Source organism: Blastocatellia bacterium (assembly GCA_035573895.1).
In the GTDB taxonomy this organism is placed as follows: Bacteria; Acidobacteriota; Blastocatellia; order HR10; family HR10; genus DATLZR01.
Window position 1 is genome coordinate 1 of sequence record DATLZR010000067.1, and the last position, 16749, is coordinate 16749.

A 16749-nucleotide genomic window follows, 5' to 3' on the forward strand; every position below is an offset into this window, starting at 1 on the left:
CGCCCGCGCCGATGCACTTCGCGCCGAGCGCAATCGCGCCAGCGAAGAGATCGGCAGGCTCATCCGATCGGGCGCGACCGCCGAAGCCGAGGCCCTGCGGGCTCGATTGCGTCAGGTTGGAGAGGAGATCAAACGACTGGAGGACGATATCGCCGCCTGCGAGGCCGGGCTTCATTCGCTCCTGGCGGGTCTTCCCAACCTCCCCCACGATTCGGTCCCTCAGGGAACCGATGAGACATTCAATGTCGAAGTGCGCCGCTGGGGGTCGCCCCGGGAATTTGATTTCGAGCCCCGCGACCACGTCGAACTCGGCCAGCGACTCGGGATCCTCGATCTCGAACGAGCGGCCAAGATCACCGGCGCGCGATTTGCCGTCCTGAGCGACTTGGGAGCACGACTCGAACGCGCTCTCATCAATTTCATGCTCGACATCCATACGCGCGAGCACGGGTATCGGGAAGTCTGGCTCCCCTTCATGGTGAAGGAGGAGTCTCTTTTCGCCTCGGGGCAGCTCCCGAAATTCGCCGGCGATCTCTTCTGGGCCGTTGACCGCTCTGATGTGCTTCGGTGGCAGGGAGCCCAATCCGCAGGCGAAACAGCTTCCGACTCCGATCCGACGGGTGACGCGCTGCGAAAACTGTTCTCGGGGGGACTGTGGCTCATTCCAACGGCGGAAGTCCCTCTGGTCAATCTCTATCGGGATGAAATTCTCGACGGGGATTCTCTACCGCTCAGCCTCACAGCCTACACGCCGTGCTTCCGTAGCGAAGCCGGCAGCTATGGCAAGGATGTGCGCGGTCTCATCCGTCAGCATCAGTTCGACAAGGTGGAACTCGTGAAATTCTGCCGACCGGAAGAGTCCTACGACCAACTGGAGGAATTGACCCGGCACGCGGAAGCGATCCTCCAGCGATTGGGATTACCCTATCGCGTCGTGGTTCTGTGCACCGGTGACATGGGATTTGCTTCGGCTAAAACTTACGATATCGAGGTCTGGCTTCCCAGTCAGCAACGGTATCGGGAGATCTCCTCTTGCTCCAACTGCGAGGCATTTCAAGCGCGCCGGGGAAACATTCGGTTCCGACGACGGCCCGGCGCAAAACCGGAATACGTTCACACGCTCAACGGATCAGGGCTCGCGGTGGGACGAACGTGGCTGGCCATTCTGGAGAACTATCAGCAAGCCGATGGATCCGTCCTCGTCCCTCACGCTCTCCGTCCTTACCTCGATGGCTGCGAGCGGATCGAACCGGCAAAATAACTTGATGCTGCGAGTGAGGAGCGGATCGGGACGAAAAAAGGGGACGGCTGGAAGATTCGGGTATGGGACTTATTGTTGATCCGGAGACTCTCGTCGCCATACGCCAGGACTTGCGGCAGCGAGGGAAACGCGTCGTATTCACCAACGGATGTTTCGACCTCCTTCACCCCGGTCACGTTCGGCTCCTGGCCGAAGCCAAACATCTGGGAGATGTACTGATCGTCGCCCTCAACAGCGATCGCTCGGTCCGTCAACTCAAAGGAGCCGGTCGTCCCATTCTCTCCCAGGAGGAACGCTGCGAGATTGTCGCTGCTCTGGAGATGGTTGATTACGTCACGACGTTCGATGAGCTGACCCCGCGCGAGCTGATCCGAAAGCTCCTGCCTGATGTGCTCGTCAAGGGAGGCGACTGGAGCATTGAGGAGATCGTCGGACGAGAGGATGTCCAGGCACACGGCGGTCAGGTTCTCTCCCTTCCGTTCGTGCCGGGCTATTCGACGACCCGGATGATCGAGCGCATCATCAGGACTTTTTCAGCAGTCTCGCCATAGATGAGCATTGAATCGCTCCACCTGTCCGCTCCCGGAACCGCTGGAGAGGTACTCCTTCGTCACCTTCGTTCGTCGCGCGAGTTCGCCTCGGTCCTCGCTCGTCTTGAGAGAGAAAATGCCCCGGTCGTTACGGTGATCGGGTTGAATCCACGCGGTTCGCGAGCCCTCGCCGTAGCCGCAATAGCGCGAGCAACCGGGCGACGATGTGCCGTCGTGACGCTGGAGCGAGAGCTAGAATCCTACGCTGCCGAAGTGAGGTTTTTCCTTCAACTCCTGTCGGACAGGCCCCCGTCGCCCGAAACCGTTCTCACCCTCCCGCCACTCGACGTGAGACCTTATGACGGCGTTTCCCCACACCCGGAGATCGGAGAAGTTCGAGCCTCGACCCTCTACAGGCTCAGTCGCGGCCGGGGACTCGTGACGCTCATTCATCCGACGTCGTTTGCGATGAAAGTTCCCCCACCAGCGGATATATCAGCCCTCGGCACCGACCTGACCGTCGGTGAGACAGCGGATTACGAGGATGTGACCTCCCGGCTTCGACGCGGGGGATACGTTCAGACCGATGAGGTCAGCAGCGTCGGTGAATTCAGCGTCCGCGGGGGTATCCTCGATGTCTATCCGCCAACGGAACCGCTTCCTGTTCGGGTAGAGTTCTGCGATGATCGGATCGAATCTCTGCGGCGCTTCGATCCCGAAACGCAACGGTCGGTGGAGAAGATCGAAAGCGTGAGCCTGGTCCCCTTGTGGGAATACGCCGCCACAGCAGAGGATTTTCGTCAGTGGGCGACTGTCGCCCCCTCACGATGGCCGGAACCGCGATTTGCTCATGACGTTCGCTCTCGGTGCCGGTTGGCCGAAGCAGGGGAACCGTTTCCGGGTTGGGAGTTTTTGCTTCCTCTGGTCAAACCGCTTCAAGCGACGGTGGCTGATTTTCTCCCCGATGCCGTGTGGATCCTTGAGGAGCCCACAACGCTTATCGCAGAAACCCGATCTCTGCGGGAGCTTTTGACGGCTCAATACGAAACTGCACATGACGGCTCTCGCCTGGCGCTCGAACCTGATCAGTTCATCCTCAACGAGGATGAGCACCACCTTCTGCTGTCCCGTCGGCCCCGTGTGGAGGTGTACTCCTACGGTCCGACGCCACTCGCGGTGGAAGAGGGAGCGAAGATACCTATTGGTTTCCCCGAGAGGGGCAGCCCTGCGTCCGCTCCTGCAGGACCTCCCGTGAGCCTCGATCTCCCCGCCGATGTACACGCCGTTGAGATTCGGGCCATTACGGTGCCCCACTTTCACGGGCGGATTGATCAAACCATCGAATACATTCGGAAAGCAAGAGAACACCGGGCACTGCCTCTCATCGCGGCGCGGTCGAAAGTGACGGCAGGACAATTGAGCCAGGTTCTGATCGAATCAGGACTACCGGTCGAGCGCCTGGGCTTCACCGAGGGCGGCGATATGGCAATGCCTTCATCTCATGACCGGTGGCCGATTCTGATCACCGTGGGCAGCGTCATGCGTGGCTTTGAGCTTCCGGCCGCTCGACTGCTTGTACTCAGCGAGAGCGACATCAGCGGCGACCTCGAAGCCGGCCCGGCAGCCGCACCCCCACCGAGGAGAGCGAAACTGGTCCTGCCCGATCTGCGCGATCTCAGAGTCGGCGATTATGTGGTCCACATTGATCACGGCATCGGCCAGTTTCAGGGACTGGTGCTTCTTCCCGATGCCGAAGGCGGACCGCACGAATTCATGCTGATCACCTACGCCGAAGGGGCCAAGCTCTATGTGCCGGTGGAACGCCTCGATCTCGTCCAGAAGTATGTGAGCGGAGATGGGCATGAACCACGCCTCGACCGGCTGGGAGGGATCTCGTGGCTGAGGACCAAAGCGCGCGTTGCGCGGTCACTTCGGGCCCTGGCCGAAGAGCTGCTCTCGCTTTATGCTCGACGAAAACTCGCGCCGGGTCACGCCTTCAGTCCGGATACGGAATGGCAAAAGGAGTTCGAGGCGAGATTTGAATACGAGCTGACACCCGACCAGCAACGAGCCATCGAAGAAGTGAAAGCCGATATGGAGCGACCCATTCCGATGGATCGGCTCCTCTGCGGCGATGTGGGGTTCGGAAAGACCGAGGTGGCGATGCGAGCGGCTTTCAAGGCGGTGATGGAGGGCAAACAAGTGGCCGTGCTCGTGCCGACCACAGTGCTCGCCGAACAGCATTACCGCACGTTCACCCGGAGGTTTGCTCCCTTCCCCGTTCAGATCGGCGTCTTATCCCGCATCCGGCCAGCACAACAGCGACAGGCCATCCTTCGCGGGCTGGAAGAAGGAACGATTGACATTGTCATCGGGACGCACCGCCTGCTCAGCCGCGACGTTCGATTTCGGGATCTCGGCCTGGTGATCGTGGATGAGGAGCAACGCTTCGGCGTCTCGCACAAGGAGAAGCTCAAGCAGTTGAAGTATCGCGTGGATGTTCTCACCCTGACGGCAACGCCGATACCGCGCACGCTTAACATGGCGCTGCTCGGCTTGCGCGACCTATCCGTCATTCAGACGCCCCCCCGCGACCGACTGGCCATTCAAACCATCGTGGCGCCCTTCTCCCCTGACCTCATCCGGGCAGCGATTGAGCGAGAGCTGGAACGCGACGGACAGGTGTTCTTTATCCACAAGCGTATCGAATCCATCTACACGATAGCCCAACTGGTGAAACGGCTCGTGCCTCACGCTCGCGTGGGAGTCACCCACGCCGAGCTACCTGAGCGAGAGTTGGAGAAAACAATGCTCCGGTTCGTCCAGGGAGACCTCGACGTGCTGGTCAGTACGACCATCATCGAGAACGGAATAGACATTCCCCGGGCGAACACCATCATCATCAACCATGCGGATCGGTTCGGTCTGGCGGACCTCTATCAACTGCGGGGGCGGGTGGGACGTTCGGACCGTCGCGCCTATGCCTACTTGCTCATTTCTCCTGACGACACGCTGTCGCCGACGGCCCGCAAGCGCCTGGCAGCGCTCAAGGAGTTCTCGGACCTCGGAGCGGGATTCCGACTGGCGGCCCTCGACCTCGAACTCCGCGGCGCGGGGAACCTTCTCGGACCCGAACAATCCGGCCATATTCGAGCCATAGGTTTTGAGCTTTACTGTCAGCTTCTCGAACGCGCGATTCAGGAACTCCGGGGCCAGCCCATCGAGGAGGAGACGAACACCGAGGTCTCACTTGGTCTGGATCTCCGCATTCCACCCGAATACATCCCTGATATGGGACAGCGCCTTCAGGTCTACAAGCGGATTTCCACGCTGAAGGATGAGGACGCGATGGCGGCTTTACGAGACGAACTGACCGATCGTTATGGGCCTTTACCGGAATCGGTGGAAAATCTCTTCTTTGTCTCGCGGCTGCGCCGAGAGGCCGCCCGTTGCGGCGTCCTCTCGTTGACGCGTCGGGGTTCGGAGGTGATCGTTACTTTCGCTCCTCAGGCGATGGGGTCGCGTCAACGGATCGCCTCTTTCACGTCCCGATTCGGGCGGATCGTCGTCAGGGGCGATGGAACGGCTCGAATCCCCTGGGACGACCTCAGGAGTGCGTTCTCTCCATCCCCCAAAGAGAACCAGTAGTGATAGTCGCTCGTCTGCCGAAGCGGTGGCTATCGAGCGTTACCGGGGAGCAACCCAATCACAGGAATCGCCGTCCCTCGCTTTCTTCGTTGCTTTTGGCGGGAGGCACTGGCAGAGGCACGTGAGAAAGCGCGCTCTCAGGGGCAACTCATGGGCAAACTGCCCTAGAGAGCGATGCGACTGCGCGTCTCCTCCCCCACGCGTGTGGGATCTTCGCCAGCGCCGCTCTTTTTCGTCTTCTTTGCGATCCACCAGGCAACGGGATCTTCCGATTTTCGTACTGCCCGTTCAATTCGCTGGGTTGCTTGCTCAATGATCTCCAGGTGTTCGGGGGCAAGTACATGGGGATTACTCAGTCGGAAGCCAATGAGATTGGCCCGGATGGCGTTGACAGCGTTTATTGCTTCATAGCCGAGGGAATCAAGAGCTTCCTCCCACATTTTAAATTTCGACTGCCATTCTCGGGCGCGAAACTTCCATCGCTGCCGCCGCCAGAAGACGGCCATTACGATGAGGACCGGGACGACAGGAATAACCGCAAAAGAAGCGCGCGGGGAGAGATTTTCCAGAACCCACCAGGCAAAAGCGACGCTCACGGCATAACTGGCCACACCGATAAGCGCTATGGGGATCCACCGCGTGTGCTTGGGGACGGGTGCCAGGGCAGTCAATGCATCCGACGCTGCCACCGACACATCGCCAAGCGTGGAAAGCGTCACCTGGGCGACATCCCGTCGCGTTTCCGTCGGCGCTTCGGCTGTGGCAGCCACTTCCGCATACGCCCTCACGGCTGAGGTCCCCGTCCATCCGCAGACTTCATGCTGGACTTCCTCTGAAGTCTCTTCCTTCGCCTTCATCACTTCGGCCATAGACCCCTTACCTCCTTGTCCCGAACAACGACCGAACCAGAGGATCGTTCAAAAACCGGTCCTTATCTGAGGGTTGTGACTCCGCCTGAGAGATGATGTCCGGATCTGAGACGACTCGTCCCGAGGACAGATACTGGACCGAGGCGATTTTCTCCTTCTTCACGTAAACGTGAACGTTTCGAGCCGCGTCCTCCAGTTGAATGAGAACCTGCTGCGCCGTATCCCCCGGCCGCTCGTCCATCCCGCTCGTCAAAGCAACGACATCCTGTTCAAGCGAGAAAAGGTTCATCTCTTGCACGGGCGTGCTGTCAAAGACGTGCTGAAGAAGCCGGTCCAGGACCCGTTTCACCGGAACGACGAATTGTGATCCGTTGTAGGAATCTTCAACCAGCAACTCTCCTTCCGTTCCCTGATGAATCAAGCGCAAGAGTCTCAGCCGGTATTTATCGTAAAAAATGTTGTGACGTTTGAGGCCCGCTACCAGCTCCGCATTTTCGCGGCGAATGAATTCTCGAATCTCCGCCTCTGGCGCCCGCCGCCGCTCCATCAACTTAAGATTATGGAGGACCTTGCTGCAATAGCGGTCAATGAGCTGGATTTTTACGTGAAGCTCGCTCAACGCGCTGAGGAACTCCCCCATCATGTAGACATAGTCGAAGAAGACGAGCCGGAAGTGAAGCCCGTTAATGAGCGAAGGTGCAACAGCTTCCATTGCCTCAAATGCCGAGGATCGTTGTAATCCGGGTTTGCGGAGAAGAGGCGCGGGATCTCTTCTCCGCATCTATCCCGATCAGTTAGGACGGCTGAAGAGCTTGACGAAGCGATCGCCGATGTCCTCGATGTCGCGGATCTCATCATCGGTGAGGCCGGTAGGGATACCGGCTTCCGCCGCTGCCCGCACTGTTGCCACCGCCGCGGCGCTCAGAGCCGAGGTGAGCTGCACAAAGTGGGGCGATGGCGTCCCGCAGGTGCTGCCGCACCCTCCGTTGCTCCCCACCGATTGCAGGACCGGCAGCCGAATCTGCCGCTCCGCGCTCGTCGTCAGCTCCTGCCACTCGAGGTAATTGTAGACGCAGCCCGGATCACCCGCTTGAATGTCTCCCGTGTAAGAGAGCGAGCGCGCCCGACAGCCGCCGCAATAATGCTTGTAATCGCAGACGCCACAGTGATCTCCCCGATCATCCCGGTCCTGCAACGTGTGGAACAGGGCATTATCCCAGATCTCCTTGAAGCTCTGCCGGCGGATGTCGCCCACTTCCTCCGAGGGGATGTAAACACAGGCATTGATGATACCGTTAGGCTGGATAGAACAGTAGCACCGTCCAGCTCCACAGCCACCGATATAGCGCGACAGGACCATGGTCTTGCGTCCTTCGCCCTTGCCGGCATGCCCGGTGGCGAAGAAGCCATCGTCCGATCCATAGACGATACAGGATCGGCCAAACTGCGGGGCCGTCGAAATGATATTGATCTTCCCCTCTTGCAAATGCCGCTGGAGCTTCCGCATGAGCAACTCCCGCTGGCTCGGCGTCAGATCGTGGTGCATGATCTCCTTGCCGCGTCCCACCGGGATGAAGTTGAAATGGGCAAACGTCTTGCACCCCAGGTCAATGGCAAATTGTATGACATCATCCACCGTGTGCACCGTCTCCCGCGTGAAGCAGGTCGCCATCCCGGTGCGGATGCCCGCCGCGACAGAATTCTTGATGCCTTGAATCGAACGCGCCCAGGCTCCCTTCATCCCGCGAAACTCATCGTGCTCCTCCGGATTGAGGCTGTCAATGCTCACCTCAATGTATTTCACTCCAGCTTCCTTCAATCGGGCGCACATCTCCGGCGTGAGCAGCATTCCATTGGTGGCAATCGTCACATGGAAGCCACGCTCACGGCACTTGGCCAGCACTTCCCACAGATCACGGGCAATAAGTGGCTCCCCTCCGGCGAATGCCACAAATGGAACCCACTCATCGGCCATCTGATCGAGCAGATCGAGTTTCTCCTCGGTCGTTAACTCATCGGCCAGAGGCTTATGCTTGGCATCCTGATAACAATGCTTGCAGGTCAGATTACATGCCTGCGTGATGTTCCATACCGTAAACAATGGCGCGGTAAATCGCTGCGGCACCGTCAACCCATAGGTGCCGATGCTCTTGGCCGTCAGCACCAACGATTTCACCGTGGGCGGGTGATGAAACAGATGCTGCTTCATCGTCTCCTTATCCAATCCCGCCCGCTTTAAGGCCAGGTCAATTATGGCCGTCGGCACTGCCCATCGCAGCCTTTCCCACCAGCTCAGATGGGGATTATCGTAGTTTTCGCACAGTCGTTGAAGAAAACACTTGCCATCTCGATCCCTCTTGGTGATCTTCAGCAGGACCTTTCGCACATGCGGATTGGACAAGATGTCCTCCAGGGCATGATGCACGCGTGGCAAGCTGGCCGTCACCCGGCTCGCTTGCGGTCGCTTATAGGTCATTACCTTTTGCGATGTGTTTTTGATATACATAGGCTCGTCTCTCCTCCGTAGGATTACGGCAGATAGCCACCCAAAATCATCGGTCACCAGATGGTGAACCTCTTTCAGGTGACAACCTGCGCGCTGAGGCGATCACCTTTCCTTTCCAGCAATAAGAGGAACGAGGTGAGCGCAATCATGTGCGATCCCTCCCATCCGGCGAAAAGTTGAAGTTCTATTTAGCCAGAATGTCATTTCCATGTCAAGGATTTTCTTATCAATTTCGTTTACAAAATGTCCCCCGCCAGAATCGTCAGAATCCGAAGACGAATTTCGCTCGAAACACCCGCCCCACTCCGTTGAAGAAACTCCCAAAGAGCGGGCTGGCAACGTTGTTTTGCACGTCTCGCGGATTGAAGTGATTGAGGATATTGAAAATCTTTACGCCCGCCCGGAAGCGATACTTCTTTCCCCGAAACGGTATGACCAGTCCCTTGGTCATCTGGAGATCAAGCGAGGCAAAAGTCGGGAACCGACCGCCTCGATTTCGTGGCCCCAGGAAATTCCACTCACCATCCACCAGAGAGAAAGGGAATCCATTCCGTATCTCCAGAACAGGCAGCGCCTGAATGTCCCAGGGAAGTGCCAGATCCCCCCAAAATAAAAACCGGTGGGGGACATCGAAAGGAAGCAGAGACCGTTCATTCTTCCGAATGATCGGAGAGGGAAAATTCCCGAAAAAGGCGTCAAAGGTATTGAGATCACCCGTCGCCCGTGATCGGACATAGGATGCGAACAACGTGCTTTGCTCGCCCAGCTTATAGCGCGTCGTGATCTGAAGCTCACGGTAGTGAGACCGCCCGCCGCTCATAAGGACCAAATAGCCGGTGCCGCCGTCTCCTCCAACGGGCTCGACCAGATGCTCGCGTCGCCCCTCCCGCTGGTGATAGCCCAGTCGTACCATGAGTCGTCCCGTGACCTCTCGATCTATCTCCAGGCTCCAGGCGAGACTGTAGGGAGTTTCAACCCGACCTCCATCAATGCGATGAAGAAAAGCACGGGGACCGTCCACGATGGTTTGTCCGTCGGGCGCGAATCGGGTAACTATTCGGTGTGGCATCTGGTCAAAGGTCGCCACATTCAAAGGGATCTTGTCGAAGAAGATGCCGAATCCTCCCCGAATTGCCGTGTGCCCGGCGTGCCAGGGAACAATCACAAACCCAAGACGGGGAGCGAAATTCTCCTGCCGGGCAACACCATCACGTTCATAGCGTAGACCGAGATCGAGCGTAAGCCGTGGCGTCACCAACCACTTATCCTGGATGAAGGCGCTCAGTTCCGTATTGTTTCGTCCAACTCGAGCGGGATGGCTGAACTCAATTCCCTCCGCCAGCGTTCGATCCTCCCTCAGGATACGCACCAGATTGTTGACGATCCTGCCCCGGTAGGTACTGCGACTGACATCCAACCCGAGTTTCAGATTGTGCTGGCCGGACCACATTTTCGGCGCCAGGTGGTATACCTGGTACCACTGGTAGCGGAAGCTCTCCCGATCCTGCCGGTTGAAAAAGCCCCCGAAATTCCCTTCCGGGAAGAGGGTCATCGGTTCTTCCGCGTTGGGGAACACATTCGCATCATATTGCTTGAGGCTAAGAAGGGACTCAAGGAGCGATCCGCTGGAAAAAATAGCTCGATCCAGGATGGCCAGATTGAACCCGCGTTGCTTGAAATTGGGCGTCACCGGCTGTGGGTTGAATGTATTCAGATTGACAAACTGGTTCTTCTGGGGATAGAGCGAGAGGGTGATGGTCGCCTCATTGTTTGGCGTCAGTCGGAGAGTAAAATGACTGAACGAGTCGAAACTTTCCAGGACCGTATCATTTTTCAATGGAGGAAGGCTTTCGATTTCCGTGCGGACGAACCGGTATTCGAAGCTTTGAGCCAGGCTGAGCCGATTCTTCACCAGGGGTCCGCCGAAAAACAACCGGGGGGTGAATGCTTCGATGCCTACGATCTTATCTCCTCGGTGCCGAAGTCGGGGGAGGATACTTTGAATTTTAAATTCCCACCGATCCCCACTCGATCGGGTAGATACGGCCGTCACGGCCCCGGTGAAGCGACCATATTCCGCGGCATAAGGACTTGAGAGGACCTGCACATCCTCAATCGCATCAACCGGCAGATTGATGGCGAATGAGCCCGTCACCGGATCCGTTACGTTGGCGCTATTGACGAGGTAACCGCTTTGGCTCACCCGCGCTCCTTTGATGTTGATGAGCCCATCAGGACCCCGCACGACGCCGGGCAAAAGCGGCAGCGCATCCTGGAACCGTTCGTTCACAAGCGGCGCATTTTGCAACGTGCGCTCCTGGACGATCCCTGGCGTCGTTGATTCCGTTCGATTGACGGTCTCGGCCTCCGGGGTGACGGTCACTTCACCGGTAATCGGTGCCGGCTCCAGCTCGACGCGGACTTCCGCGACACCCCCGGGCGTGATCGTTACGGAATGAGTCGCCGATGTGAACCCTTCCATCTCAACTCTCAGCCGGTAGTTCCCCCCGGGGAGATTGTCCAGCAGGAATTCCCCTCGCTGGTCCGTTGAGGTCGTCAGCGATACTCCCAGATCCTCTCTCTGCAGGGTGATCCGTGCACCGACCAGATAGACCGACTGGCCATCGGATCCTCGACTCGTAACGATTCCATGAAGCTTCCCGATCTGAAATGCATCCGCCAAAGTTATGTTTACGAGGACGATCACAATGGCCGAAGCGAGGCAGATGAGGAAGTTCCTTGCATGGCATGAAGGCATCACTTGCATCTCCTTCTCCTTCCCAACTCAATCCTTCTCGTCCCCACGACACCTCCCTGTTGGGTTCCAGGAGCAGGCCCCTTGCGAAGCCGACAACAGCAATATTCTCACCGAAGAGGTCTCGAGGCACAAGGGAGAGTCTCCCTCCCTCGTCGCCTACCGGGCAAATCAAAGTCATGTGCGGTGAGATGTACCCCCCTTCGACTCGCGTGGGATAATCTCGCCGGCTATGCAGCAAAACTTTCCTCGGGGCATGGCATGCAGGTGGGATGAATAACGAGGCAAATCCTTCCCTGCCTAGCTCACTTTTCGGTAACCAGAGTACTGAAAAGTGCCTAATTGACAGTCTCTCCGTTCGCTTCTAATGTAGAAAATCGAGATGAAAGCAACGGACAAGCGGCTTCGGATACGCACGGAGCCGTCTATCCTTAACACAGGAGGAACGATGATGAGGAAGAGAGATTGGAAACTCGCATCTCTGACGATGCTTCTGGGACTTTTGCTCGTTGCTCGGAGTGGTTCCCAAATGAGCGCCGTCCGACCGGCCCTCGCCGAGCAGCCGAGTGGAGACGTCGAACGATTAACCTTGCCCGATTACCGACAATGGACGCACGTCAAAAGCATGGTGATTTTCGATGAAAAACATCCTCTCTATAAATCCTTCGGCGGAATTCATCACATCTATGTCAACGCCACAGGCGTTCGGGCCAGTCAGACTGGTGGTCAGTATCCTGACGGCAGCCAGCTCGTCTTCGTCCTCTACGAGGCGGTCAACGAGCAGGGCGCTTACGTCGCGGGGAAGAAAAAAGTTGAAGCCATCATGGTCAAAGATCGGAATCGGTTCCCCCAAACGGGAGGCTGGGGCTTCCAGGCGTTTGATCCCGAGACGCGCAAGCCGCTCATCAAGAACGCCGACGTCGCCTCGGCCTGCTTCAATTGCCACGCTGGACAAAAAGAGCGGGATTACGTCTTCTCTCAACTGGTCAAGTGAGTAGAGCCCTGATGGGGGATATGACTCCCTGGCGACATGTTGGAGGCAACCGTCAGATCAAGGGCAAAACCGCCCAGATACCCGTCTTGACAGCGAGCCGATGTGCGCTATCGTTCGCCGCGGAGGGAAAACCGGGGATCGAACAAGGGCAGCCGGGGAGTCAAATAACCCATAACCCGCAAGGGCATGGCCTGCCGGGAGAAATTGCCTGGAAGCCGCCAGGGACATCTTCGAACAAAGAAACTGCACGACGCTTCCGTCTCTGAAATTCGTCGTCGCCGCCGGGGTCGCGATCAGCACCTCCTATCAGTACTTTCACAGCTCAATGCTTTCATGGCAAGGAAGACGTACTTCCCACAATTGGCTGGGAGACTCAGCAAACGGGGTGCAAACGGAGCTGACCGCGGCCCTCCAACGCGGCAGAGATGAAGTCACGTACCTGACCAGGGCATTTCGGGCATATATTCGCCCCATCGGTCACAGTCGCGCCCTCTACCAGATCTTCCATGAAATCGAGTTTGCCAACCGACGACTTCACAGGGGATTCGACGATGGCTTGACCAAAATTTTTGCCAATTTCTACCGCGACGCCGCCCGCCAGGGTGAAACTGTGACCGCTTCATTCCGGGTTTCTGCCGTCGCCACTCTGGGCATGCTTCACTCCCTCACCTTCCAGGGGCTGATCCTCGGTTCAGACAGGGTTTCTGCCGAAGCCCTTCATGATGCCGGAGTTCTGCTTCACGGGATTGATACGGGGCGGTCGGTCCGAAGTCATTCGATCCCGTTACGGTTTACTACGTCACTGCCCGATGTAAATGAGAAGCCCCTCGACGCGGGGCGAACTGACACGTCGTAAGCTCCTCCAGGCTGACGAAAGATATTTCAGCCGGAAGGGCTTTTATCCGGCTTCCGTTACAGAACTCAACCTGCCGGGCTGGTGTTTCTAGGAACCCTCTACCTCTATTTGGCAAGACGGAGGTGCTCGACGGAAAGGGCGAATCCGGCTTCTTCATTGCCGGCAGATACGCTCGGCGCGAGCTTTTGCGACGAAGCCGTTGCCCTCACGGCAGTTCCGCCTCAACGGCCTCGGGGTTGCACGGATTGCTTCGCAGAAGCTACGCTCTAAAATACTATTTGGCTCAGGGTTTCGAGTGACCGAACGAGTGGAACTCTGAGTGCGAAGACACGAAGATCATGAAGCAAAGAAATGTGGCGGAGAGCAATTCGAGATCGTCCCGCCCCATCATCGTTTGGTTCCGACGCGACCTGCGCGCGGACGACCAGGCTGCCCTCTGGCATGCGGCTCAGGAGAATGTTCCGATCGTTTGCTTATTTATCGCCGACCAGGATTTGATCGCTGAACTTCCTTCCGATGGGGCAGCATTTAATTTCCAGGCCGCCTGCCTCCAGGACCTGGACGCTCGACTTCGGCTGCTTGGGAATCAGCTCATCATCCGATATGGGCGGCCAGACGACGTCCTGGAGCAACTTTTCCGGGAGCTTCGGCCGATCGCCCTCTACTACAATCGCGACTATGAGCCTTATGCCCGCGAACGCGACGCGCGGGCTGAGCGACTCGCTCAGAGCTTTGACGTCGAGGCCCGCTCCTTCAAGGATCACGTTCTCGTAGAGCCCTGGGAACTGGCGACGAAGGCCGGCACTCCCTATACGGTCTTCGGCCATTTCTATCGCGCCTGGGCCCGGCAATCCAAAGCCCCGCCCTACGGCATCCCGAAACATTTGCCGACCGTGCCGGGTTTGACCTCAGAGCCCTTGCCGACAGCAGAACGCTTGAAGAAATCCGTCACCATCTCGCGCTGGGCCGTAGAGCCCGGGAGCGGCGCCGCCCACAGTCAGTGGGAGCAATTTCGCGACTCCGCCTTAAGACACTACAAACAGAGACGCGACTTTCCGGCACATGATGAGGGCTCCAGTCGCCTGAGCCCCCACTTGCGCTTCGGCACCATCTCGATCCGACGCATTTACGCTGATGCCGTCGCCCTGATCGAGGACCCAAGCCTCGATGTGACGGAACGGGCATCCGCAGAACAATTCATCGCTGAGCTGGCGTGGCGCGAGTTCTTCCAGCACGTGCTCTGGCACTTCCCGCAAACCGTACAGCAGAGCTTCCAGGCGTGGGGCGATGCTTTCCCCTGGGAAAACCGCGAGGAGTACTTTCACGCCTGGTGCGAAGGGCGCACAGGGTATCCCCTGGTTGATGCCGCCATGCGGGAGCTGAACACAACGGGTTACATGCACAATCGCGCGCGGATGGTCGTCGCTTCGTTTCTGGTCAAGGACCTGCACATAGACTGGCGCTGGGGCGAGCGCTACTTCCGAAGCAAGCTCCTCGACGGGGAGCTTGCCGCTAACGTGGGCAACTGGCAGTGGTCAGCCTCCGTGGGCGTGGATGCACGACCGCTCCGGATTTTTAATCCCATCCTGCAGTCCCGACGCTACGATCCCGATGGGACATATCTTCGCCGATGGCTGCCAGAGCTGCAGCGCCTTCCCGCAGAGCATATACACGATCCCTGGTCCATGAGCCCTCTGGAGCAAGAGCATCACGGCCTGCGAATAGGCGTAGATTACCCTCGGCTCATCGTCAATCACATGGAGCGAAAACGCCGGTTCGAAGAGATCTACAGGCAGCTCACACGAAGCGAGAGATCCAGAATGTCTCGCCCTCGCTGAGAGCGCCGATCGGACGATGCACCGACGACGCCTGCCAGGTAGGCGTCCTTCTCTTCACGGGGAATTGAAGAGCAAGTCAAGTCGGCGTTTTCGGTAATCGAATATGCGCTGCAACTCCTGTCTCACCCACAACCGGTGAGCGAGATTACCGATGGGGCCAAGCGGCAGTGCATAGAGCACTTCGTCCGTGATCAGCGTTCCTCCCTCTCTGGGTTCGAATCGGTGCGTGTGATGCCAGAAGCTATATGGCCCGCGCAACTGGACGTCAACGAAGCACCGCGGGGGATCATAGAGGGCAATATATGTCGTCCATCGGACGGGGATGCCAAGCAGCCGAATCCTGTAGTCAATGAGCGTCCCCATCCGCATAGGGACGGGAGATGGCGTGAGCAATTCAAATCCAAGCTCCGGAGGAGTGATTTGGGCGAGGTTTTCCGGGCGCTCAAAGAAGGGGAAGACGATGTCCACAGGTTGTTTCACCCATTGCTGGCGGAAGATCCGATGCAATTGCATAACATGTTCGCACGTTTGATTTAAACCATTGTGCCGAGCTCTCTCCACGAAGTTCACATCGGTCGAGGTCGAATGGCACCTAATCCACCGTCCACTGCGATGACCATCCCGGTGATCCAGCTCTGCGCGGGATCAAGGAGCCACTCGATGGCCGAGGCCACGTCGGATGGTTCGCCGATTCGCCCGAGCGGATGCATGGCTACCGAAGCTCTGAGCGCGCTCTCGCTGTTTGTCAGCCGAGCCGTCAGCGGTGTGCGAACCAAACCGGGAGCGACAGCGTTGAATCGAATGCCGCGAGGGGCATAGGTAGCCGCAGCCGAGCGCATCAGACCAATAAGTCCAGCCTTGGCTGCCGCAATGGCTTCGTGATTGGCTAAGCCCACGTGCGAGACAACGGAAGAAACCAGGACGACGGATCCGCCAGTTTGCATCATGGCGCGCGCCGCCGCGCGGACAACGAAGAACGCCGAGGTCAGATTCGTCTCCAGCGTCCCGGCCCACTCGACGTCGCTCGTCAGGTGAGCCGGCTTAAGCAACAACGAGCCGACACAGTGAACGACGCCCGATATTGGCCCCCGGGCACGGATCGCTTCGGCGAAGAAATGCTCGACCTGATCGGATCGAGTCGCATCCACGACAACAGCATGGGCGTCCAGCTCTTCAGCCAGTTTCACCAAATTGGTTTCGCTGCGGGCGCCGATCGTCAGCCGCGCGCCTTTAACTGCCAGCCTCCGGCACAGCTCCGAGCCAATCCCGCCGGTCGCGCCGAGCACAACGTAATGACGCGGATCGGTCACAGATTCATCCTCCAGATGGCGAAATTCAAAGCGGCGGCGAAACTGACCCACGCCAGATAAGGGACCATGAGCCAGCCCGCCACTGAAGAGACGCGCCAGAAGGAAATCGCCGTCAAAAGAATCATCACCCAGAGCGCAAGGATCTCGGCCAGCGCCGCTGCCGGATTGCGAAGCCCGAAGAA

The 16749-nt window shown here is 58.2% G+C and carries 13 protein-coding genes; 6 read left to right on the plus strand and 7 right to left on the minus strand.

The genetic code is table 11. The features are described from left to right. The 3 genes from serS to mfd all read left to right on the plus strand — a co-directional run. The coding region (gene serS, locus VNM72_06840; GenBank protein ID HXF05116.1) for a serine--tRNA ligase at positions 1-1261 on the plus strand (1261 nt) is incomplete at its 5' end. A gap of 62 nt (positions 1262-1323) precedes the next feature. Then, positions 1324-1812 carry a D-glycero-beta-D-manno-heptose 1-phosphate adenylyltransferase gene (gene rfaE2 / locus VNM72_06845; protein ID HXF05117.1) on the plus strand — a complete coding sequence of 163 codons (489 nt, stop codon included), beginning with the start codon at positions 1324-1326 and terminating at the stop codon, positions 1810-1812. Continuing rightward, positions 1813-5439 (plus strand): transcription-repair coupling factor, encoded by a 3627-nt coding sequence (gene mfd, locus VNM72_06850; protein HXF05118.1) that lies wholly within the window; start codon positions 1813-1815, stop codon positions 5437-5439. Between the two features lie 164 nt (positions 5440-5603). Here mfd and VNM72_06855 read toward each other — a convergent pair whose 3' ends face one another. From VNM72_06855 to VNM72_06870, 4 genes are all read right to left on the minus strand, one after another. Continuing rightward, positions 5604-6308, minus strand: a complete 705-nt coding sequence (locus VNM72_06855) for a hypothetical protein (GenBank protein HXF05119.1) — start codon at positions 6306-6308, stop codon at positions 5604-5606. Positions 6309-6315: 7 nt separating this feature from the next. Next, positions 6316-7089: a hypothetical protein gene (locus tag VNM72_06860; protein HXF05120.1), complete on the minus strand. Its 774-nt coding sequence runs from the start codon at positions 7087-7089 to the stop codon at positions 6316-6318. Positions 7090-7098: 9 nt separating this feature from the next. Continuing rightward, positions 7099-8814 (minus strand): radical SAM protein, encoded by a 1716-nt coding sequence (locus tag VNM72_06865; GenBank protein HXF05121.1) that lies wholly within the window; start codon positions 8812-8814, stop codon positions 7099-7101. A 262-nt stretch (positions 8815-9076) separates the two neighbouring features. After that, positions 9077-11572 carry a TonB-dependent receptor gene (locus VNM72_06870; protein ID HXF05122.1) on the minus strand — a complete coding sequence of 832 codons (2496 nt, stop codon included), beginning with the start codon at positions 11570-11572 and terminating at the stop codon, positions 9077-9079. A gap of 445 nt (positions 11573-12017) precedes the next feature. Here VNM72_06870 and VNM72_06875 point away from each other — a divergent pair, with 445 nt between their 5' ends. The 3 genes from VNM72_06875 to VNM72_06885 all read left to right on the plus strand — a co-directional run bounded on the left by VNM72_06875 (position 12018) and on the right by VNM72_06885 (position 15257). Then, complete coding sequence (locus VNM72_06875; GenBank protein HXF05123.1) at positions 12018-12563, plus strand: cytochrome P460 family protein; 546 nt, start codon at positions 12018-12020, stop codon at positions 12561-12563. 385 nt (positions 12564-12948) lie between these two features. Further along, entirely contained in the window at positions 12949-13419 is a 471-nt protein-coding gene (locus VNM72_06880) for a hypothetical protein (GenBank protein HXF05124.1), read from the plus strand. A gap of 338 nt (positions 13420-13757) precedes the next feature. Continuing rightward, the gene (locus VNM72_06885; protein ID HXF05125.1) at positions 13758-15257 is read left to right on the plus strand and encodes a deoxyribodipyrimidine photo-lyase; all 1500 of its coding nucleotides are present in this window, start codon (positions 13758-13760) and stop codon (positions 15255-15257) included. 54 nt (positions 15258-15311) lie between these two features. Here VNM72_06885 and VNM72_06890 read toward each other — a convergent pair whose 3' ends face one another. The 3 genes from VNM72_06890 to VNM72_06900 form a co-directional block, all read right to left on the minus strand. Then, a complete protein-coding gene (locus tag VNM72_06890; protein ID HXF05126.1) occupies positions 15312-15770 on the minus strand; it encodes an SRPBCC family protein in 459 nt (152 codons plus the stop codon). Between the two features lie 53 nt (positions 15771-15823). Then, positions 15824-16567, minus strand: a complete 744-nt coding sequence (locus VNM72_06895) for an SDR family oxidoreductase (protein ID HXF05127.1) — start codon at positions 16565-16567, stop codon at positions 15824-15826. Further along, positions 16564-16749, minus strand: a 186-nt coding sequence (locus tag VNM72_06900) for a TspO/MBR family protein (protein HXF05128.1), incomplete at its 5' end; no start/stop codon positions are given. The genes VNM72_06895 and VNM72_06900, both read right to left, overlap by 4 nt.